Source organism: Streptomyces sp. C10-9-1, assembly GCF_024497955.1.
Classification (GTDB): Bacteria; Actinomycetota; Actinomycetes; order Streptomycetales; family Streptomycetaceae; genus Streptomyces; species Streptomyces sanyensis.
The window spans coordinates 337,878-356,991 of sequence record NZ_JANHKP010000005.1 but is presented as its reverse complement, the minus strand read 5'-3'; the positions used below and the strand labels follow the sequence as shown (position 1 = coordinate 356,991).

At 76.6% G+C, this 19,114-nt stretch carries 17 protein-coding genes and 1 riboswitch; of the genes, 5 read left to right on the top strand and 12 right to left on the bottom strand.

The window, feature by feature from the left end:
- Positions 1 to 2,355 carry an FHA domain-containing protein gene (locus tag NPS70_RS09700; protein ID WP_256523687.1) on the bottom strand — a complete coding sequence of 785 codons (2,355 nt, stop codon included), beginning with the start codon at positions 2,353 to 2,355 and terminating at the stop codon, positions 1 to 3.
- 226 nt (positions 2,356 to 2,581) lie between these two features.
- On the opposite strand from NPS70_RS09700, the gene NPS70_RS09695 reads away from it, so the two are divergent.
- Complete coding sequence (locus NPS70_RS09695; protein ID WP_256523686.1) at positions 2,582 to 3,088, top strand: ATP-binding protein; 507 nt, start codon at positions 2,582 to 2,584, stop codon at positions 3,086 to 3,088.
- 83 nt (positions 3,089 to 3,171) lie between these two features.
- Here the strand turns inward: NPS70_RS09695 and NPS70_RS09690 are convergent, their stop codons facing one another.
- Both NPS70_RS09690 and NPS70_RS09685 read right to left on the bottom strand, forming a co-directional pair.
- The gene (locus tag NPS70_RS09690; protein WP_256523685.1) at positions 3,172 to 3,408 is read right to left on the bottom strand and encodes a hypothetical protein; all 237 of its coding nucleotides are present in this window, start codon (positions 3,406 to 3,408) and stop codon (positions 3,172 to 3,174) included.
- 232 nt (positions 3,409 to 3,640) lie between these two features.
- On the bottom strand, positions 3,641 to 4,555 hold the full coding sequence (locus NPS70_RS09685) for a S1 family peptidase (RefSeq protein WP_256523684.1): 915 nt from the start codon (positions 4,553 to 4,555) through the stop codon (positions 3,641 to 3,643).
- A 574-nt stretch (positions 4,556 to 5,129) separates the two neighbouring features.
- Between NPS70_RS09685 and NPS70_RS09680 the strand changes: the two genes are divergently transcribed.
- The 3 genes from NPS70_RS09680 (at position 5,130) to NPS70_RS09670 (ending at position 7,763) form a co-directional block, all read left to right on the top strand.
- Positions 5,130 to 5,798, top strand: coding sequence for a DUF6629 family protein (locus NPS70_RS09680; protein ID WP_256523683.1), 669 nt, complete (start codon positions 5,130 to 5,132; stop codon positions 5,796 to 5,798).
- A gap of 53 nt (positions 5,799 to 5,851) precedes the next feature.
- Positions 5,852 to 6,229, top strand: coding sequence for a hypothetical protein (locus NPS70_RS09675; protein WP_256523682.1), 378 nt, complete (start codon positions 5,852 to 5,854; stop codon positions 6,227 to 6,229).
- A gap of 139 nt (positions 6,230 to 6,368) precedes the next feature.
- Positions 6,369 to 7,763, top strand: a complete 1,395-nt coding sequence (locus NPS70_RS09670; protein ID WP_256523681.1) for an NADP-dependent succinic semialdehyde dehydrogenase — start codon at positions 6,369 to 6,371, stop codon at positions 7,761 to 7,763.
- 156 nt (positions 7,764 to 7,919) lie between these two features.
- On the opposite strand, the gene NPS70_RS09665 is transcribed toward NPS70_RS09670, so the two are convergent.
- Positions 7,920 to 8,786: a peptidoglycan-binding protein gene (locus tag NPS70_RS09665; RefSeq protein ID WP_256523680.1), complete on the bottom strand. Its 867-nt coding sequence runs from the start codon at positions 8,784 to 8,786 to the stop codon at positions 7,920 to 7,922.
- A gap of 487 nt (positions 8,787 to 9,273) precedes the next feature.
- Complete coding sequence (nagB, locus tag NPS70_RS09660) at positions 9,274 to 10,059, bottom strand: glucosamine-6-phosphate deaminase (RefSeq protein ID WP_256523679.1); 786 nt, start codon at positions 10,057 to 10,059, stop codon at positions 9,274 to 9,276.
- Between the two features lie 293 nt (positions 10,060 to 10,352).
- Here nagB and NPS70_RS09655 point away from each other — a divergent pair, with 293 nt between their 5' ends.
- Positions 10,353 to 13,613 carry a BTAD domain-containing putative transcriptional regulator gene (locus NPS70_RS09655; protein ID WP_256523678.1) on the top strand — a complete coding sequence of 1,087 codons (3,261 nt, stop codon included), beginning with the start codon at positions 10,353 to 10,355 and terminating at the stop codon, positions 13,611 to 13,613.
- 264 nt (positions 13,614 to 13,877) lie between these two features.
- Here NPS70_RS09655 and NPS70_RS09650 read toward each other — a convergent pair whose 3' ends face one another.
- From NPS70_RS09650 to dhaK, 7 genes are all read right to left on the bottom strand, one after another.
- Positions 13,878 to 14,705 (bottom strand): energy-coupling factor ABC transporter ATP-binding protein, encoded by an 828-nt coding sequence (locus tag NPS70_RS09650; RefSeq protein ID WP_256523677.1) that lies wholly within the window; start codon positions 14,703 to 14,705, stop codon positions 13,878 to 13,880.
- On the bottom strand, positions 14,702 to 15,451 hold the full coding sequence (cbiQ, locus tag NPS70_RS09645) for a cobalt ECF transporter T component CbiQ (RefSeq protein ID WP_256523676.1): 750 nt from the start codon (positions 15,449 to 15,451) through the stop codon (positions 14,702 to 14,704). The genes NPS70_RS09650 and cbiQ overlap by 4 nt, the downstream gene beginning before the upstream one ends.
- A gap of 3 nt (positions 15,452 to 15,454) precedes the next feature.
- Positions 15,455 to 15,811 carry an energy-coupling factor ABC transporter substrate-binding protein gene (locus NPS70_RS09640; protein ID WP_256523675.1) on the bottom strand — a complete coding sequence of 119 codons (357 nt, stop codon included), beginning with the start codon at positions 15,809 to 15,811 and terminating at the stop codon, positions 15,455 to 15,457.
- On the bottom strand, positions 15,808 to 16,506 hold the full coding sequence (locus tag NPS70_RS09635; RefSeq protein ID WP_256523674.1) for an energy-coupling factor ABC transporter permease: 699 nt from the start codon (positions 16,504 to 16,506) through the stop codon (positions 15,808 to 15,810). The genes NPS70_RS09640 and NPS70_RS09635 overlap by 4 nt, the downstream gene beginning before the upstream one ends.
- Before the next feature lie 28 nt (positions 16,507 to 16,534).
- Positions 16,535 to 16,759, bottom strand: a riboswitch (cobalamin riboswitch).
- Between the two features lie 71 nt (positions 16,760 to 16,830).
- Positions 16,831 to 17,265 carry a PTS fructose transporter subunit IIA gene (locus NPS70_RS09630; protein WP_256523673.1) on the bottom strand — a complete coding sequence of 145 codons (435 nt, stop codon included), beginning with the start codon at positions 17,263 to 17,265 and terminating at the stop codon, positions 16,831 to 16,833.
- Positions 17,262 to 17,879, bottom strand: coding sequence for a dihydroxyacetone kinase subunit DhaL (gene dhaL, locus NPS70_RS09625; RefSeq protein ID WP_256523672.1), 618 nt, complete (start codon positions 17,877 to 17,879; stop codon positions 17,262 to 17,264). Before dhaL ends, NPS70_RS09630 begins: the two co-directional genes overlap by 4 nt.
- An 83-nt stretch (positions 17,880 to 17,962) precedes the next feature.
- Entirely contained in the window at positions 17,963 to 18,955 is a 993-nt protein-coding gene (gene dhaK, locus NPS70_RS09620) for a dihydroxyacetone kinase subunit DhaK (RefSeq protein WP_256523671.1), read from the bottom strand.
- Between the last annotated feature and the right edge of the window lie 159 nt (positions 18,956 to 19,114).

The window sequence follows — 19,114 nt, the reverse complement described above, 5'->3', positions numbered from 1 at the left end:
CTACTTCCGCATGATCGCGGGCTCGTGGCGCCGCAGCAGCCGTGCGACGGCGAATCCGAACAGGACGGAGAGCACCACCAGCATGCCCATGTCGAGCAGCCACACCCCGGCCGAGTGGGCGAACAGCGGGTCCTGGGTGAGTTCTCCGGGAACGATCTCCCCGAGGTCGATCGTCCCGGCCATGGCGGCCAGGGCCCACCGCGAGGGGACGAGCCAGGAGAGCTGCTCCACCACCGGCACCCCGTCCAGTTGCAGCAGCGCACCGCAGAAGACGACCTGGACGATCGCGAGGAGGACCAGCAGCGGCATGGTGACCTCCTCCTTGCTCACCAGGGCGGAGACCAGCAGGCCCAGCATCATGGCGGTGAAGGCCAGCAGCGCCACCGCCAGCGTGATCTCCACCAGCGGCACCGTGAGCACGCCCTCGCCGCCGGGCGCGCCCAGGTCGACACCGGCCAGCGCGACCAGGGTGAGCACCACCGCCTGGACGACCGTCACCGTCCCGAGGACCACGATCTTCGACATCAGATAGGCGGATCTGGACAGGCCGACCGCCCGTTCGCGCCGGTAGATGGTGCGCTCCTTGACCAGCTCCCGCACCGCGTTGGCGGCACCGGTCAGCACCCCGCCGACGCACAGGATGAGCAGGGCGTTCATGGCGGTCTCGCCGGTGAGGGCACTGCCCGCCAGGGCCCGGGCCATCGCGCCCATCACGAAGGGCAGCGCGATCATGATGACCAGGAAGGTCCGGTCCGCGCTCAGCGCCGCGGCGTAGCGGCGCACCAGGGTGCGCAGCTGGGCGCCCCAGCTCTGGGCCTTCGGGGGCGGGGCGACCGGCCCCGAAGGCGAGGGCGGGGCGAGCGGTTGCCGGGTGGCGGCCTCGATGTAGCGCTCGCTGAAGGGCGAGCCCCGGTACGTTCCGGCCCAGTCGCGGTCCCGCTGGTTCTCGAACGCCTCGAAGGCCTCGGGCCACTCCTCGAAGCCGAAGAAGGCCAGCGCGTCGTCGGGCGGCCCGTAGTAGGCGATCCGGCCGCCCGGTGCCAGCACCAGCAGCCGGTCGCACACGTCGAGGCTGAGCACGCTGTGGGTCACCACGATGACGGTCCGCCCGTCGTCGGCGAGCCCGCGCAGCATGTGCATCACCGAGCGGTCCATGCCCGGGTCGAGGCCGGAGGTCGGCTCGTCGAGGAAGAGCAGGGACGGCTTGGTCAGCAGCTCCAGCGCGACGCTGACCCGTTTGCGCTGCCCGCCGGAGAGGCTGTGGATCGGCTGGTCGGCCCGCTGCTCCAGCCCGAGTTCGCGGATCACCTCGGCGACGCGCGCGCGGCGCTCGGCGCGGTCGGTGTCCTGGGGGAAGCGCAGCTCCGCCGCGTACCCGAGCGCCCTTCGCACGGTCAGCTGCGTGTGCAGGATGTCGTCCTGGGGGACGAGGCCGATGCGGCTGCGCAGCTCGGCGTAGTCGCGGTAGAGGTCGCGGCCGTCGTAGAGCACGGTGCCGCGGTCCGCGGGGCGCAGGCCCGTGAGGGCGTTCAGCAGCGTGGACTTGCCCGCGCCGCTCGGCCCCACCACCGCGAGCAGGCACTTCTCCCCGACGGGGAAGGACACGTGGTCCAGCAGCGTGCGCCGCCCGCCGTCGACGGCGACGGCGACGCCCTGCACGTCCAGGGACACCTCGCCGGTGTCCACGAACTCCTGGAGCTGGTCTCCGACCAGGCAGAACGAGGAGTGGCCGATGCCCACCACGTCACCGGGGCCGACGGGGGCCCGGCCGACCGGGCGGCCGTTGAGGAAGGTGCCGTTGTGGCTGCCGAGGTCGACGATCTCGTGTCCGCCGTCCGGCAGGATCCGCAGTTCGGCATGGCGCCGCGACACGATCAGGTCGTCCACGACCAGCTCGTTGTCGGGGGAGCGGCCGATCCTCAGCGTGCGCTCGGGGATCCGGCGGATGCTGGTGGGCTGCCGGTAGGTGCCGGTCGCCGACGGCAGGGAGACGGAGGACGGGCGGGCGGGTGCCCCTCCTGCGGGGCGCACCGGCGCCCGGCCGACGAGGGTGGCGGCGGGCCCGTCCGCGGCGCTGCCGAAGCGGATCACGCTGCCGGGGCCCACGCTCTGGTCGTGGATCCGGTGCCCCTCCGCGTAGGTGCCGTTGGTGCTGTCCTCGTCGTGGACGCTCCAGCGGCCGTCCTCGGCGTGGAGGACCGCGTGATGCCAGGAGACCCGGTCGTCGTCGATGACGATGTCGCTCAGGGGGTCGCGGCCGACGTGGTAGTCCCGGCTCGGACTCAGCAGCGTGGAACCCGCATCGGTCTCCACGAGGAGTTCGGGCGCCGTCGGGGAGACGGGACGCTCTGCCATGTCCGAATTCTAACGATCGGGGGAGGCCGTCGCCCGGTGGCCGACGGGGTGCCCGGGCGGTCCGCGCCGCGAGCCGGTTGCGCCGACCGGGCGCGGACCGTGCGGGTTGCGGGCCGCGCCGCACGGGTCCATCCTCGTGGTGACCCAGAAGCGACATGGGCTCACTCTTCGTACTCGGGGTTCCGTCCAGCGAATGATCGGGCCGTCGCGGTGAGGAGCCACGGTCATGAACGTCCCGGTTGCCGCATGCCACTACATCGTCGAGGTGCCCGCCTCCCCGGAGCGCATCCCGCAGGTCAGGCGGATCGTCGCCGCGCACCTGCGGTACTGGGGCCTCGCGCCCCACGTCCTACCGGTCTGCCGCGCTGTCGAGGAACTCGTCGACAACGTCGTACGCCATGTCGACGGCGACAAGACCTGCGTCGTCGAGCTGCGGTCGACGGGGTGCAGGCTCGTCGTCGCGGTGTCCGACCGCGGTCGGCGGCTGCCCCCGGTGCGCAGTTCCTCCCCCGTGCGCGGGGGCCTCGCCAAGGTCGCCCGCCTGAGCGACAGCTGGGGAACCTGCGCGACCGAGGAGGGCAAGGTCGTCTGGTTCAGCAGGAGGGTGAGGGAGGCGGAGCGGGTGCTGCGCGGCCCGGGCCGGCCCCGGGTGCCCGCCGTCGAGTTCCGCCCGCTGCCCGGTGCGGCGGCGGAGGCCGGCGCCGCGCAGCCGGCCCTCGCCCCGGTCGGCTGAGGCCGCCCGGACCGGGCCGGACCGGGCCGGACCGGGCCGCGACGGGGCCCCGCCGGGTGCGCGAGCACCGGGGGCCTCCCCGTTCAGGCGGCGCCGCGGTCGGCGCCGGAGGGTGCCGGCCGGAGGGCGGCGACGAGGCGGAAGAACTCCGCCTCGTTGCCCGCCAGTCCGAGGGCGGTCAGGGCCGCGTCCGTCTCGGCCATCGGCGCGGTCAGCAGCGGCAGTGCCACCGGTTCCCGCTCCGGGTCGGCGAGCGCGGCCCTGGTGGTCTTCAGCAGCCGCAGGTACGCCCGGGCGGCGGTGAGCTCGGGTTCGGTCATCGCGGTCGTCCCCTCCTTCGGGTGTCGGACCGTCAAGCATCGCGCCCTCCACTGACATTGCCGCCGGCACCCGGGTTCCGGCGGTCGTGGCTCTCCCGCTGACCGACGCCCTGCCGGGCCGTCCTCGTGCTTGTTCCGTCCAGTGCCGCCGCGGCCCGCGCGCAGCAGGGCCGGTGCGCCGCCGCGGGGGCGGCGCACCGGCCTGCGTGCGGCCCTGCCGGGCCCGGTGCCTCTAGAAGACGCTGACGCCGTAGGCGCTCAGGGCCTCGGTCACCGGCTGGAAGAAGGTCGTGCCGCCCGAGGAGCAGTTGCCGCTGCCGCCCGAGGTGAGGCCGAGGGCGGTGGAGCCGGCGAAGAGCGGGCCGCCGCTGTCGCCGGGCTCGGCGCAGACGTTGGTCTGGATGAGGCCGTAGACGACGTCGCCGCCGCCGTAGTTGACGGTCGCGTTCAGGCCGGTCACCCGGCCGCTGTGCAGGCCCGTGGTGGATCCGCTGCGCTGGACGCGCTGGCCGACCGAGGCGTTGCCCGCCGAGGTGATGTCGCGGTAGTTGCCGTTGTAGAGGTAGACGCGGCCGTCCGCGGCGTTGGCGTTGGCGTGCCGGATCAGGCCGTAGTCGTTGACCGGGAAGCTGGAGCCGACCCGGCTGCCGAGCAGGCTGGTGTTGGACGAGTTGGTGTACCAGGTGCTCGCGAAGTCGGTGCAGTGCCCGGCGGTCAGGGCGTAGTAGGTGCTGCCGCTGCGGACGTTGAACCCGAGCGAGCAGCGCCCGCCGCCCGCGTAGATGGCCTGGCCGCCGGCGATCAGCTTGCTGAACGTGCCGTCGGTGCGGTTGATCCGCAGGTCCCCGGCCCGGTCGCCGGCCGCCTTTCTGATGGTGGCGATCTCTGCGGGAGTGACGGTGGAGTCCACCGTCACGACGACCTTCCCGGTGGCCTCGTCGGTGTACCAGGCCGTGCCGGGGACGTCCGCGTGGAGCACGGCCGCCCCGGCCCGGGCGAGCTGGGCGGGGGTCGCCTCGGCCGAGGGGGTGCCTGCGGCGGCCGAGGGGGCCGCGAGGGCGGTGGCGGCCGCGAGGGCGGAGGCGACGGCGATCAGCCGTGCTCCCTTCGCGGCGCCGCCGAGGAGGGACAGGCGCTTGATGTTCACGTGATCCTCCGGTGGGGGGAACCGGGTCCGCTGGGTGGGCGGGCCCGTGGAAGCGCGCTCGCCCTGCGCACGGCTCCGTCTATCGCCATGTGCCTGACAATCGCGGTGGAGGAATCCTGTGGTCCCGCAGGGGGTGGCCACAAGATCGCCTTTCGGCCGGTTCGGGGGGCACTCGCGCGGACACCCCGGCCGGGCGCGGGTCCCGGCGCGCGCGGGCGGTGCCGCCCGGGCCGGGGGCGCTGCGGAGCTGCTCGCCCGCCCCCGCGCGGCAGGGCGGGAAGCGGCCGGGAGGGTGCGGCGCCCGCCGGATCGGAAGGCGCCGTTCCGGCAGTTCGGCGGTGGGCGCCGCCCCCGCCGCGGGCGCCGTGGCACCGCCGCGTCCGCGGCGCCACCCGGCGGTCGCGCACACCGCGGCCCGCCCGCATCCGCCGTCCGGGCCCTTGCCGCCGCCGTCCCGGGGCCGTTCCCCGGGGTCCCGCCGTGCCGAGGCGCACCGGCGCCCGAATGCCGGGATCGGACTGCTTGGGCCCGCTTTCCTCCTGTGTCCGGATCCCGCCCGTCGTACCGTGAGCCCATGTGCTGGAGCGCCACCGCGGACCTCGTGGCCGGAACGGTGATCTGCGCCGCCGGAGCCGCCGCGTGCGCCGTGACGCTCCACCGGCGGCGGCCGCGCGAACTGCCGCTCGCCGCGCTTCCCCTGCTCCTCGGCGCGCACCAGATCACCGAGGCCGTGGTCTGGCGCGCGGGCGGCGGCACGGGTCCCGCGACCACCGCGTGGGCGGTCGTCGCCCTCCCGGTCCTCGCGGTGTGGGTCCCGCTCGCCGTCCTCCTCGCCGCGCCCCGCGGCGCCCGCACCCGGCTCCTCGCCCCCGCGGTCCTGGGCGCGGCCACGGCCGCGGGCCTCGCGGCCGTCCTCGCCACCCGGCCCGTGAGCGCCGAGATCCGGGACCACACGGTCGGCTACGCCGTCGGGCTGCCCGGTCCGGGCTGGTTCCTGGCCGCCTACCTGGCCGCGACCGTCGGCTCGCTGCTGCTCTCCCCGGACCGGGCGCTGCGCCGCCTCGGCCTCCTGACCGGGGCCGCCGCGGCCCTGAGCGCCGTGCTGTGGCGCACGGCCTTCGTCTCCACCTGGTGCGCCGCCGCCGCGGTGTGCAGCCTCCTGCTCCTGCTGCGGGCGCTGCACGGTGGATCGCCCGCCGGAGCGGCGGACCGGCCGGGTCGCCCGAGTGCGCCCACCGGGTGAGGCTGGAAGCGGAGGGGGTACCCGACCGGCCACCCGACGGAAGGCGGATCACGGTGAACACTGCACAGGAGCGCGAGGAGCCGGTCGTGGTGACGCTCACCGGCTGCTCCAGCGAGGACGCGGACGCCGTCTTCCGCGCCCTCGGCCGCTCGTACAGCTCCGACCGGGCGGCGCACGAGACGCCCCGGTACGTCTCCGAGGGCCACGCCACGGTGTGGACCACCACCTTCGACGTGGCCCACCCCCGCGGCGCCCCGGAGCCGGTGCGCCTCGCCGCGCCCGTGACGGCGGAGCTCCAGGGCGGCTACTGGGCCGTCGACCGGATGGCGGAGGCCCTGGCCACCAGCTTCGACGTCCGCCAGGAGGGCATGGACGCGGGAGACCAGGAGAAGGACGTCCAGCTGCGCCTGGAGAGCGGCGTACACCGCTGAGCCGGCGGAGGCGCCCGGGGCCCGGCAGCCGTGCGCCGTCCCCGGAGCCGGCGTACCGCCGCTGAGGGTCCGCCCCGGCGGCGGTGCACGGGCTCCGGGGACGGGGCCGCGGCGCCCCCACTCGGACCGAGGAGAGAGCATGCCCATCGCCACCGTCAACCCCGCCACCGGAGCGACGCTGGAGACCTTCGAGGCGTACGGCGCCGAGGAGGTGCGGCGCAGGATCGCCGCCGCCGCGACCGCCTTCGACCACCACCGCACCACCACCTTCGCGGAGCGCGCGGCGCTGCTCCACCGCGCCGCCGACCTGCTGGACGCCGACCGGCAGGAGATCGCGCGCACCATGACCACCGAGATGGGCAAGCCCGTGGCCGCCGCGCGGGCCGAGGCCGCCAAGTGCGCCAAGACCATGCGCTGGTACGCGGACCGCGCGGCGGGGCTCCTCGCCGACGAGCATCCCGCCGGGAGCGACGTGGCGGACTCGGGCGCGGTCCGCGCCGTCGTCCGCTACCGCCCCCTCGGCGTCGTCCTCGCCGTGATGCCCTGGAACTTCCCGCTCTGGCAGGTGGTGCGTTTCGCCGCTCCCGCGCTGATGGCCGGCAACACCGGGTTGCTGAAGCATGCCTCGAACGTGCCCCGCACCGCGCTCTACCTGGAGGACCTGTTCCGCCGCGCCGGCTACCCCGACGGCTGCTTCCAGGCCCTGCTGATCGGCTCCGCGGCGGTGGAGGGGGTGCTGCGCGATCCGCGCGTCGCCGCGGCCACGCTCACCGGCAGCGAGGCCGCCGGACGGGCGGTGGCCGCCGTGGCCGGCGACGAGATCAAGAAGACGGTGCTGGAACTCGGCGGCAGCGACCCCTACCTCGTGATGCCCTCCGCGGACCTCGACGCGGCCGTCGCGACCGCGGTCACCGCGCGCGTCCAGAACAACGGGCAGTCCTGCATCGCCGCCAAGCGCTTCATCGTCCACGCCGACGTCCACGACGCCTTCCGCGACCGCTTCACCGCGGCGATGGCGGCCCTCGCCGTCGGCGACCCGCTGGACGAGGCCGTGGACGTCGGTCCGCTCGCCACCGAGCAGGGGCGCGCGGACCTGGAGGAGCTCGTCGACGACGCCCTCGCGCACGGTGCCACCGCCACCTGCGGCGGCCGCCGCCCCCCGGGCCTCGCCGCCGGCTGGTACTACGAGCCCACCGTGCTGACCGGGGTCGCGGAGGGGATGCGCATCCACCGCGAGGAGGCGTTCGGACCGGTGGCCACCCTCTACCGCGCCGGGAACCTGGACGAGGCCATCGCCCTCGCCAACGACACCTCCTTCGGACTCGGCTCGAACGCCTGGACCCGGGACCCGGCCGAGGTCGAGCGCCTGGCCCGGGACCTCCAGGCGGGCGGGGTGTTCTTCAACGGGATGACCGCCTCCCACCCCGCCCTGCCGTTCGGCGGGGTGAAGCGCTCGGGCTACGGCCGGGAGTTGTCCGGGCACGGCATCCGGGAGTTCTGCAACATCACCACCCTGTGGCACGGGCCGGGGTGAGCGGCCCCCCGCGGGCCCGCCGCCCGCCCGGCCGCCGGGAGCGCCCCCCGGCGCACCCGCCCCGCTCCCGTCCCCGGGCGCCCGGTGCCGTGCCGGGCGGACGCCGCCGCGGCCCGTGCCGCGCCGGGTGCCCCGACGGGCGGGACCGGCGGCTCCTCACACGTTGGGCACCCGCAGGGCGTCCCAGCTGGTGCGGCCCGGGATGCCGTCCGCGTCGCTCCCCGAGTAGCCGAGCTTGCGCTGCCAGGCGGCGTAGGAGGCCCGGTCGGCGTCCGACCACACCGGACCGGGGCCGATCCGGTACCGGCTGCACCCCTCGGCGACCAGGCGCCTGCCCATCGCCGTGATGACGGCGCTGCGCCTCCCGGCGGTGAAGAACGCGGCGCCCGGGTAGGGCTCGTACCGCGGGCCGGCCGGGCCCTCGGGCGCGCGGGCGAGCCGCCGCTCGATCCGTGAGCGCATGGAGGCCATGGTGAAGCCGCGGGGATCCGGCTTGCCCGGCTGCCATTCCAGGTGCCCGATGACCGACCGGTGCGTCCAGCCGTGGGCGCGGCAGAGGGCGGCGGCCGCCTTCTCGATCGCGTCCAGCTGGGCCGCGGGCCACGGGTCCCGGCCGTCGCCCAGGTTGATCGCCTCGAAGCCGTAGAAGCGGGCGTTGCCGTCGGTGTTGGCCTCGTTGTCCGGCGGAAGCGTGGGGGCTTCCGCTATCACGGCGCGCAGCACGTCGTCGTCGCCCAGCCCCGCGTGGTTGGCGCGGCCGTTGCCGACGAGGTGGACCGTGCCGTCCTTGGCGATCACGCCGTGGCACAGCGGCCCGGGGAGGGCGGCGTACCCGTCGTAGCAGAGCGCCACGGAGCCCTCGGTGCCCGAGGTCACGGTGTGGTGGACCATCACGCCGTGCACCGGCCCCCAGGGGCCCTTGTGGTTGCGGTTGTGGGTCCGCCAGCTCCGGTACTCGACGACGCGCAGACCTTCGTCGCGGAGGGCGCTGAGTAATCTGTCGGCGGAAAGCGGAGTTGCCATGGAGGTGCTCCTTCCATGGGGCGCCCGACGGCTCTCGGGCCGCCCTCCCGGTCGTCTTGCCCGTTGTGCGGCGTGGTCGAACCGGGTGAAGCCGTCTCAAGTCCGTCGCCCGCACGGGCCCTTGCGCCGGCGTCGCCGGAGCGGAAGCGGAATCCGGCCAAGACCCGGTGGGACCACTGTGTCCCCTGTTCCGCGGACGGCCCCCGGCACACGCCCGGGAGCACGGGAGGTGAGGGAGCGTCAGGAGGTGCGGCACGGGCGCGCGTGCGGGTTCCGGGCGCCCTCGGAGCGTTTCGGTGGAGGCCGGGGCACGTGCCGGGCGCCCGGTGCGCCCGGCGCCGCGGCGGGCGGTGCGCCCGGCGCCGCACGCCCTCCCGCACACGGGCCGCACGCCCCCGGGGACGCGCGCTGCCGTGGGGGTGCACCCCCGGGGACGCGGCGGGCGGCGGACCCGCCGGTCCGCCGCCCGCCCGGTGCGCCGGTGCGCTCAGAGGCCCTGCCACTGCGGCTTCGCCGCGTAGGTGGCACGGAAGTAGTCGCCCAGCTTCAGGCGGGACGCCGCCGCCTCGTCGACGACCACCGTCGCGTGCGGGTGGAGCTGGAGCGCCGAGGCGGGCACGAGCGCCGAGAGCGGTCCCTCGACGGCGAGGGCCACCGCGTCGGCCTTCGCCTCGCCCGTGGCGAGCAGCACCAGGTGGCGGGCCTCCAGGATGGTGCCGATGCCCTGCGTGATGACGTGGTGGGGCACCTGCTCGATGTCGCCGTCGAAGAAGCGGGCGTTGTCCACCCGGGTCTGCTCGGTGAGCGTCTTGATCCGCGTGCGCGAGGCCAGCGAGGAGCAGGGCTCGTTGAAGCCGATGTGCCCGTCGGTGCCGATGCCCAGGAGCTGGAGGTCCACGCCTCCGGCCTCGGCGAGCGCCCGGTCGTACGTGCGGCAGGCGGCCGGCACGTCCTCGGCGGTGCCGTCCGGGCCCATGAAGGCCTCCCGGTCCAGCCCGAGCGGCTCCACCACCTCGCGCAGGACGACGGAGCGGTACGACTCGGGGTGCCCGGCGGGCAGGCCGACGTACTCGTCGAGCTGGCAGACGCGGGCACCGGAGGCGTCCACCTGCCCGGCCCGGACCTTGGCCGCGAGGGCCTGGTAGACCGGGAGGGGAGTCGAGCCCGTGGCGACGCCGAGCAGGGCGTCGGGCTTGCGTCGTAGCAGGTCGGCCATGGCTTCGGCGATGAGTTCGCCGCCCGCGGCGGAGTCCGGAACGATGACAACTTCCACGAAGATCCCTGTCTCTGGAAAGCACAGCAGTGGTTTAGACCAATCTACCTGCTGGGGCGGCCTCCTGTCTCGCCCGGTCCACCTGGCGGGCACCCGGGGCCGCGCACCGCCCCGGCCCGGACCTTTCGCCGGCGGACGGCGGCCGTCCCGGGCGGGGCGAAGGGCCGGGCGGACCTCCCGGTGGCCGGGCGGCGGGCCCCGTCCTCCGGCTCGCGGCCCGGGGGCGCCGCCGGAGGACCGCCGCCGTCCGCACCGTGCTTCAGGCCGGCCGCCCGAGACGGGACAATGGACCGGTGACCCTCCGCTACCTCGTGCTCGGCCCGGTCCAGGCCCGGCGTGCGGACGGCGGCCCCGCCCCCCTCGGCGGTGCCCGCCTGCGCGCCCTGCTCACCGCCCTCGCCGCCGCCGGGGGACGGCCCGTCGCCGCCGCGGACCTCGCCGACGACGTCTGGCCCCCCGACGTCCCCCACCCGTCGGACGCCCCCGCCGCCCTCCAGGCACTGGTCGGGCGGTTGCGCCGGGCGCTCGGCCCGGATGCCGTCGCCACCGCGCCCGGCGGGTACCGGCTCACCGCGGACCCGGACGAGATCGACCTCTTCCGCTTCGAGCGCCTCGCCGCCGAGGGCCGCTCGGCCCTCGACGCGGGAGCCCCCCGGCGCGCGGCCGAACTGCTCGGCAGGGCCCTCACCCTGTGGCGGGGGCCCGCCCTCGCCGACCTCCCCGCCCGGGAGGGCGACCCGCTCGCGGCCCGCGCCGAACGGCGCCGGGACGCGGCCCGGCGCGACCGCCTCGCGGCCGAGGTGGCCCTCGGCCGGGCCGAGGACGCCCTGCCCGACCTGGCGGCCCTCGCCTCCGCCGCACCGCTGGACGAGCCGCTGCACGCCCTCCTGATGCGCGCACTGCGCTCCGCCGGCCACCCCGCCCGTGCCCTCCAGGAGTACGGGGACCTCCGCACGCGGCTGGCCGAGCGCCTCGGCACCGATCCCGGCCCCGAGCTGCGGAGGCTCCACGCCGAGCTGCTGGCCGAGGACCACCGCCCCGCACCCGCCCCGCTGCCCCGGCCGCTCACCCGCTTCATCGGCCGCGAGCGGGAACTGGCCGCCCTCGCCGCGGCCCTGGAGGGCCACCGGCTCGTCACCCTGACCGGCCCGGGCGGGGCGGGGAAGACCCGCCTCGCCCTGGAAGCCGCCCGCTCCGCCGCCCGCACCGCCCACCTCGTCGAACTCGGGTCCGTGCACGAAGGGCACGACGTCCCCGGGGCCGTGCTCGCCGCGATCGGCGCCCGCCCCCTCGGCCCTTCCGCGGGCCCGTCCGCGGGCGGCGCCCCGCGCGACCCGCTGACCGTGCTGATCGAGGAGTGCGCCCACCGCGAGGCCCTGCTGGTCCTCGACAACTGCGAGCACGTGCTCGACGCGGCGGCCCGGCTCGCGGAGACCCTGCTCACCGCCTGCCCCCGCCTCACGGTCCTCGCCACCGGCCGGGAGCCGCTCGGCGTGACCGGCGAACGCGTCCACGCCGTGGGCCCGCTGACCCAGCCGGAGGCACTGCGCCTGCTGGAGGACCGGGGCGCCGCGGTGCGCGCCGGGTTCTCGGCCGCCCGGGACCCGCACGCCTGCGCCGAGATCTGCCGCCGCCTCGACGGACTGCCGCTGGCCGTCGAACTCGCGGCCGCCCGGCTGACCGCCCTGACCCCCCGCCAGATCGCCGACCGGCTGGACGACCGCTTCCGGCTGCTGACCGGCGGAGGCCGTACCGTACCGCCCCGCCGCCGGACCCTGCGCGCCGTCGTCGACTGGTCCTGGGACCCGCTCACCCCGGACGAGCGCCGGGTGCTGAGGCGGGCGTCCGTGTTCACCGGGGGCTTCGGCCTCGCCGCCGCGGAGGACGTCTGCGGACCCGGCACCCTCGACCTCCTCGCCTCCCTGGTCGCCAAGTCCCTCGTGACGGCCACCCCCGCCGGAGAGGACGGCATGCGCTACGGGCTGCTGGAGACCATCGCCGAGTACGCCGCCGAACAGCTCGAAGCGGCCGGTGACGGCGCCGGCGCCCGCCGCCGCCACCTGCGCTCCTACCGCGAGCTCGCCCGCGCGGGCGACAGCGGGCTCCGCGGACCCCGGCGCGCCGCCTGGCTGCGGCGCCTGGAGACGGAGCACGGCAACCTCGCGACGGCGCTGCGCACGGCCGTCCGGGAGGAGGACGAGCAGGAGGCCCTCTGCCTGGTCCTCGCGCTGAGCTGGTTCTGGCAGCAGTCCGGACACCAGGGCGACGCCCGCACCTGGGCACCGGCGGCGGCCGCACTCGGCCCCGACCCCTTCGCCCCGGCACCCCCGCCCGGCGGGGCACCGGGAGCGGCCGGGCCCCGGGTGCGCCCGGCGGGGCCGGTGCCCGACCCCGCCCCGGCCACCGCCCCGCCGTGGAGCGGGGAGGTGCTCCGGGAGGCCCGCAGGGGCGTCCACCTGATCGCCCTCGCGGCCGGAGGAGCCGAGGGCGGCGGCCCGGAACGGCTGCGCGCGGTCGCCGCGGCCTACCGGCCCGGGCTGCCCCAACTGCGCTTCCAGCCGGCCTCGATGTGGTTCTTCGTGCGCCTGATGACCGGCGACACCGGCTCGCTCGCCGAGGCCGCGGACGCCGTGGTCGCCGCCTTCGACGGCGAGGAGGGCGGCTGGGACCTGGCCTTCGCCCTCCTCGTCCGCGCCCGGCTCGCCTCCGGCTCCGGCACCCCCGACCGCGCCGTCCGGGACGGCGAGCGCGCCCTGCTGCTGTTCGAGGCGGCGGGCGACCCCTGGGGCGTCGCCGAGTGCCACGCGGCCCGCGGCGCCGCCCACGAGGCCGCCGGACGCCACGTCCGGGCCGCTGCGGACTTCGGGCGCGCCGCCGACGCCGCCGCCCGCTCGGGGGCCGGCTCCCCCGTGCCGCTGTTCCGGGCGCGGCGGGCCGCCGCCCTGCTGCGGGCCGGTCCCGTGGGCCCGGCGGCCGAGGCCGCCGAGGAGGAGCTGGCCGCCGCCGCCGCGGAGGCCGACCGGTGCACCCCCGAGGCGGCGTTCACCGCCCGGCTGCTGCTGGCCCTGCACTACGGGTCGACCGGGAGGGGAGCGGCGGCTCGCGCACAGGTGGACCGCGCCGGGGAACTGCTGGCCTCCGCGGGCCCCGCGCCCTTCCTCGGCGCGGTCGCGGGCACCCGGGCCTGGCTCGACTGCCAGGACGGCGAGTTCACCCGCGCCCTGGCCCACCTCGCCGACGCCGTCCGGCGGCTGCGGCCCCTGGCCGACCGGATCGCCCCGGGCCTGACGGCTGGTCAGCTGCCCTGTGCGGCATGGGCGCTGGCCCGGACGGGCCGGCCCGCCGACGGGGCCCGGCTGCTCGGCGCCTACGACGCCCACCCCGGCCCCCGGGCCGCCACCGGGTTCTGCCCCCTGCCCGACGGGCAGGCGGTGCGCCGCACGGCCGAGCGGGAGCTGCGCCGCGCCCTGGGCGGGCGCTACGCCGCGCTCCACGCCCGGGGGCGCGCCCTGTCCGTCGCCGAGGCCGCGGACCTGCTGGACGGCGCGGACTGACGCCCCGGGCCGGTCCCGCTCCTGCGCCCGTCCGCGGAACCGGACCCGCGGGCCTCGCGCTGCGGCCCGGGCGGCTCGCGCCCGGTCAGCCCTCGCCTCCCTCCCGCGCCTCCGCGGGGTGCGCCTCGGCCCGCGTGTCGTCCCGGCCCTGCGCCTGGGCCGACGACGCGGCCGGTCCGCCCCGGAAGGCGGCCCCCCGCCGCAGGCGCACGCCGCCGGCACCGTGACCCGGCCGCCGCGCCGCCGCACGGCGGTGCGGCTGCCTCAGGTCGCGGCCGGGAGCCAGCGGGCCAGGTCCTCGGCGGTCCGCGGGCCGGGGTCGTCCTGTGCCAGGAGGCCGTGGGCCCGCAGCACCGCGCTCACCGCCGCGCCCCACGGCCGCCGCAGCCGAGCCGCGTCCAGCAGGGCCTGGTCGGTCAGCAGCCGGGCCGCGGGACCGGTGTGCAGCCCGTCCGGGGCGAGGACGGCCGCGTCGTCGGCCCAGCGCAGGGCCAGGTCGACGTCGTGGGTGGCCATCACCACCGTCGTCCCCCCTTCCCGGAGGCGGCCGAGAAGGTCCAGCAGCCGCTCCTGCCCGTGCGGGTCGAGCCCGGCCGTCGGCTCGTCGAGCACCAGCACGCGCGGGCGCATCGCGACCGCGCCCGCGATCGCCGCCCGCTTGCGCTGCCCGTACGACAGCAGATGGGTCGGCCGGTCGCGCAGGCCCGTGATGTCCAGGGCCTCCAGCGCCTCGTCCACGCGTGCGCGGACGGCGTCCTCGGCAAGCCCGAGGTTCATCGGCCCGAAGGAGACGTCCTGCTCGACCGAGGCGGCGAACAGCTGGTCGTCCGGGTCCTGCACGACCAGCTGCACCGTGGTGCGCAGCCGCGTCAGCCCCGCCCGGTCGTAGGAGACCGGCTCGCCGCGGAGCAGCAGCCGGCCGGCCGTCGGCCGCAGTCCGCCGCTCAGCAGCCGCAGGATGGTGGTCTTGCCGCCCCCGTTGCGCCCGAGCAGGGCCGTGGCCCTGCCCTCGGGAAGCGCGAGCGACACGCCGTCGAGGACCGGGGGTCCGTCCTCGTAGGCGAAGCGGGCGTCGTGGAGCCGGACGATCACAGGGCGTACCTTTCGAGCAGGAGGGTCGCGAGCACGATGCCCGCGAGCAGCGCGGCCACCCCGCTGAGGAAGGGCCTGGAGGGAGCGGCGCCCGGCACCAGCACCCGCAGTGTGCCGTCGTAGCCGCGGCCGGCGAGTCCGGTCTGGAGCCGCTCGGCGCGGTCGAAGGCCCGGACGAACGCGGTCGCGCCCAGTCCGGCGAGCGACCGCCACACGGCGGCGCGGCTGGTGTGCCCCAGCCGCGCCGCCTGGGCCTGCCTCACCTGGTGCACCGCGTCCAGCAGCAGGAAGCTGATCCGGTACATCACCAGGGCCACGTCCACGACCGGTGCCGGGACGCCCGCCCGCACCAGCCGGGGCAGGAGGTCCGACATCGGGGTGGTGAACGCGAACAGCAGCACCCCGAGGGAGGCCGCCGAGGTCCGCAGCAGCAGCCTGCCCGCGTCGGCGGGCCCCTCCGGCGCCAGGGACACCAGTCCGGCCGGCCCTCCCACGGCGAACAGCAGGGGGAGCGCGCCGGTGACGCAGAAGCCCAACGGGATGCGGAACGCACGCCACAGCTGCCGCGGGGGCACGCCCGCGGGCCCGAGGAGCACGGCGAGCGTCGCACCCGCCACCACCACGGCGCCGGGCCAGGGCGGCAGGCACACCGCCGAGACGGTCAACCCCAGGCCGAGCAGGGCCTTCTCTGCCGGATGGCGGCGGCGCCAGCGGCTGCTGTGCGCCGCCACGTCGATCGGCAGCACGTCTCAGCCGCTCTCTTCGGTCCCGGCGGTGTCCCCGGAGGGCCGCGCCGCCGCCCGTGCCCTGGCCTCGCCCTGGCGGCGGCCGCGGTGGACGCCGAAGTAGTAGGCGAGGACACCGGCGCCGAGGGCGGCCTGGAGCGAGAACAGCCCCGACTCGATCTCCCCGGAGGGCGGCTCGTACAGCGGGGAGAACCAGGGCTCGTAGTCCGGCTCCAGCTCGGTGATGACGGCCTCGGCCTGGCCGTCGGCGCCCGTGAACGGCTCCTCCTTGTGGTCCCCGAGGCCCAGGGCGAGGGGGAGCACCGCGAGCGCCAGCACGGCGAGGACGAGCAGCGCGTTGATCTTCGTGTTCCGGTTCATCGGGCCGCGGCCTCCTTGCGTGCTGCACGGCCGCCGGACACCAGCACGCCGAGCCGGGTCAGGTCGCCCTTGCTGGACTTCACGAGCAACCGCATCACCAGCACGGTGAGCAGGCCCTCGCTGACCGCCAGCGGGAGCTGCGTGACGGCGAAGATGCCCGTGAACTTGGCCAGCGAGCCCGCGACTCCGGTGCCCGGGTCCGGGAAGGCCAGCGCCAGCTGCACGGAGGTGACGCAGTACGTGGACAGGTCGGCGACGAACGCGGCGAAGAAGACGCTCACCATCAGCGGCGCGTCCCAGCTCCGCAGCAGCCGGAACACCGCGTACCCGGCCCAGGGCCCGACCACCGCCATGGAGAAGACGTTGGCGCCGAGCGTGGTGAGCCCGCCGTGCGCCAGCAGCAGCGCCTGGAACAGCAGGGTGATCGTTCCGAGGACCGCCATCACCGGTGGTCTGAACAGGATCGCGCCCAGGCCCGTTCCGGTGGGATGGGAGCAACTGCCCGTCACGGAAGGGATCTTCAGTGCGGACAGGACGAAGGTGAACGCACCGGACGCCCCGAGCAGCAGGGTCGACTCGGGGTGGGCCTTGACCTCGCGGGACAGTGCGCGGACGCCGTGGACGACGAAGGGCGCGGACGCCGCGCCCCAGGCGACGGCGTGCAACGGGGGCAGATACCCCTCGGCTATATGCATGGTTGGGAGACCCTCTCCAGCACCTCGTGGATGGACAACGCGCCCTGGCCGGTCTCCTGGCTGACGGGAGGGTGCCCGGAAGAACTCTTCCGGGCACGGCGAACCGCCCGGCTCCGCCTTCCCAGGCACCGCGGTCTCCCGCGGCGCCCAGTGGCTCCCCGAAGAGGGGTGGGGCCGGACATCCCGATCACAGTGGCGAGGGCCGCACCGGTACCGCACCGGTTTCCCGTACACCAAGGCCCCGTGACAGTAGTCCCCCTGCCGCGGTCACCACAAGGCACGCACCGGTGCACCCGCCCGGCGCGCGGTCCCCGGTCCGCGCCCTCACTCCTTGCGGTAGCCGTACGCCTCCCCGGCCGCCGCCGCCACCGCGTCCAGGTCGCCTCCGGCCGAGGCGGTGACCACGGCCGCCACCGCGCCCTCCACGAACGGTGCGTCCACCAGGCGGGTGCCGGGGGGCAGTTCGCCGCCCTCGGCGAGCAGGGCCTTGACCGTGAGCACGGCACTGCCCAGGTCGGCCAGCACCGCCACGCCCGCCCCCGCGTCGACCGAGCGGGCCGCGGCGGCGATCAGCTCGGCACTGGTGCCGGTGCCGCCGTCGGGCCCGCCGCCCGCCGCGGCGACGGGAGCGCCCTGCGCCCCGCCGCCCGCCAGCTCCGAGGCCAGCTCCGCCACCGACTCGGCGACCCGGGCGCTGTGCGAGACGAGCACGACGCCCACCCGCGCGGTGCGGCCGCCCGCGGCCGTCCCGCCGCTCACGACGCCTCCCGGACGGCGGCCTCGGCCAGCGCCGCGACCAGCAGCGCCGACGACGTCGCCCCGGGGTCCTGATGCCCGATGCTCCGCTCGCCCAGATAGCTCGCCCGCCCCTTGCGCGCCCTCAGCGGCACCGTCGCCAGGGCACCGTCGGCCGCCGCGGAACGCGCCGACGCGAACCCCTCGGGGTCCTTTGCCAGCGCCGCCGCGGCGGGCTCCAGCGCGTCCAGCATGGTCTTGTCCCCGGGTACCGCGCCCCCCAGCCGGGACACGGCCGCCACCCCCTCCCGCAGCGCTCCGGCGAACTGCTCGGGGGAGACCTCGTCCGCCGGACCCAGCGACTTGCCGGTGCTGCGCAGCAGCGTCCCGTACAGCGGGCCCGAGGCCCCGCCGACGGAGGAGATCAGCCGTCCGCCCGCCAGTACCAGCACGGCGCCCGGGGTCGCGGGCCCCTCGGCCTCCAGGGCCGCGGTCACCGCGGCGAAGCCGCGCCTGAGGTTGGTGCCGTGGTCCGCGTCCCCGATCGCCGAGTCCAGCTCGGTCAGCCGGTCGGCCTCGCGGTCCACGGCCGCGGCGGCTGCCGACAGCCAGCGGCGGAAGAACTCGGTGTCGAGCACGGGCGCTCCCTCGGGGTTCGGGCTCACGGTGTCTGGGCGATGGGTGCGGGGCGTTCCGGGTGCCGGGCGGGCCCGGCGGGGCGTCAGCGGCCCCAGCGCAGGGCCGGGGTGGCCACCGGGGCGTCCCACAGGCGCAGCAGTTCCTCGTCCGCCTGGCAGAGCGTCACCGAGCAGCCCGCCATGTCCAGCGAGGTCACGTAGGTGCCGACCAGGGTGCGGACGGCGGGCACCCCGCGGCTGCCCAGCACCCGCTGCACCTCCGCGTTGAAGCCGTACAGCTCCAGCAGGGGAGTGGCGCCCATGCCGTTGACCAGCGCCAGCACCGGACCGGTGGGCCGCAGGTCGTCCAGGACGGCCTCCACCGCGAAGTCGGCGATCTCCCCGGAGGTCATCATCGGCCGCCGCTCGCGGCCCGGTTCGCCGTGGATGCCGACGCCCAGCTCCAGCTCGCCCGCCGGAAGGTCGAAGGTGGGGCCGCCCTTGGCGGGCGTGCTGCAGGCGCTGAGCGCCACCCCGAAGCTGCGGGACGAGGAGTTGACCTTCCGGGCCACCGCCTCCACCCGCTCCAGCGGGGCGCCCTCCTCGGCCAGCGCCCCGGCGATCTTCTCCACCAGCAGAGTGGCGCCGGTGCCCCGGCGCCCGGCCGTGTAGAGGCTGTCCGTCACGGCCACGTCGTCGTCGACGAGGACCGTCGCCAGCCGCACCCCCTCGTCCTCGGCCAGTTCGGCGGCCATCGCGAAGTTCAGCACGTCGCCCGTGTAGTTCTTGACGACGAACAGCACTCCCTCGCCGCTGTCGACCGCGGCTGCTGCCCGCACCATCTGGTCCGGAACGGGACTGGTGAACACCTCGCCGGGGCAGGCGGCGTCGAGCATCCCCGGCCCCACGAAGCCCCCGTGCAGCGGCTCGTGGCCCGAGCCCCCGCCGGAGACCAGGGCGACCTTCCCCGCCACCGGGGCGTCGCCGCGCACGATCACCCGGTTGTCCACGTCGACGGCCAGCTCGGGGTGGGCGGCGGCCATCCCCCTGAGGGCGTCCGGGACCACCGTCTCCGGCACATTGATGAGCATCCTCAACGCAATCCTCCTGGCGGGCTCGCCGGTGTGCTCCCCGCCCGGGCGGTGCCCGGTCCGGGAGGCGGAACGAACTCTGGCGCCGTGCGCGCCGGCGGCTGCCCCGGGCGGTGCGCCGCGGTGCGGACGCCGGCCCGGCGGGCGCCGTGCCGACGGGTGCCA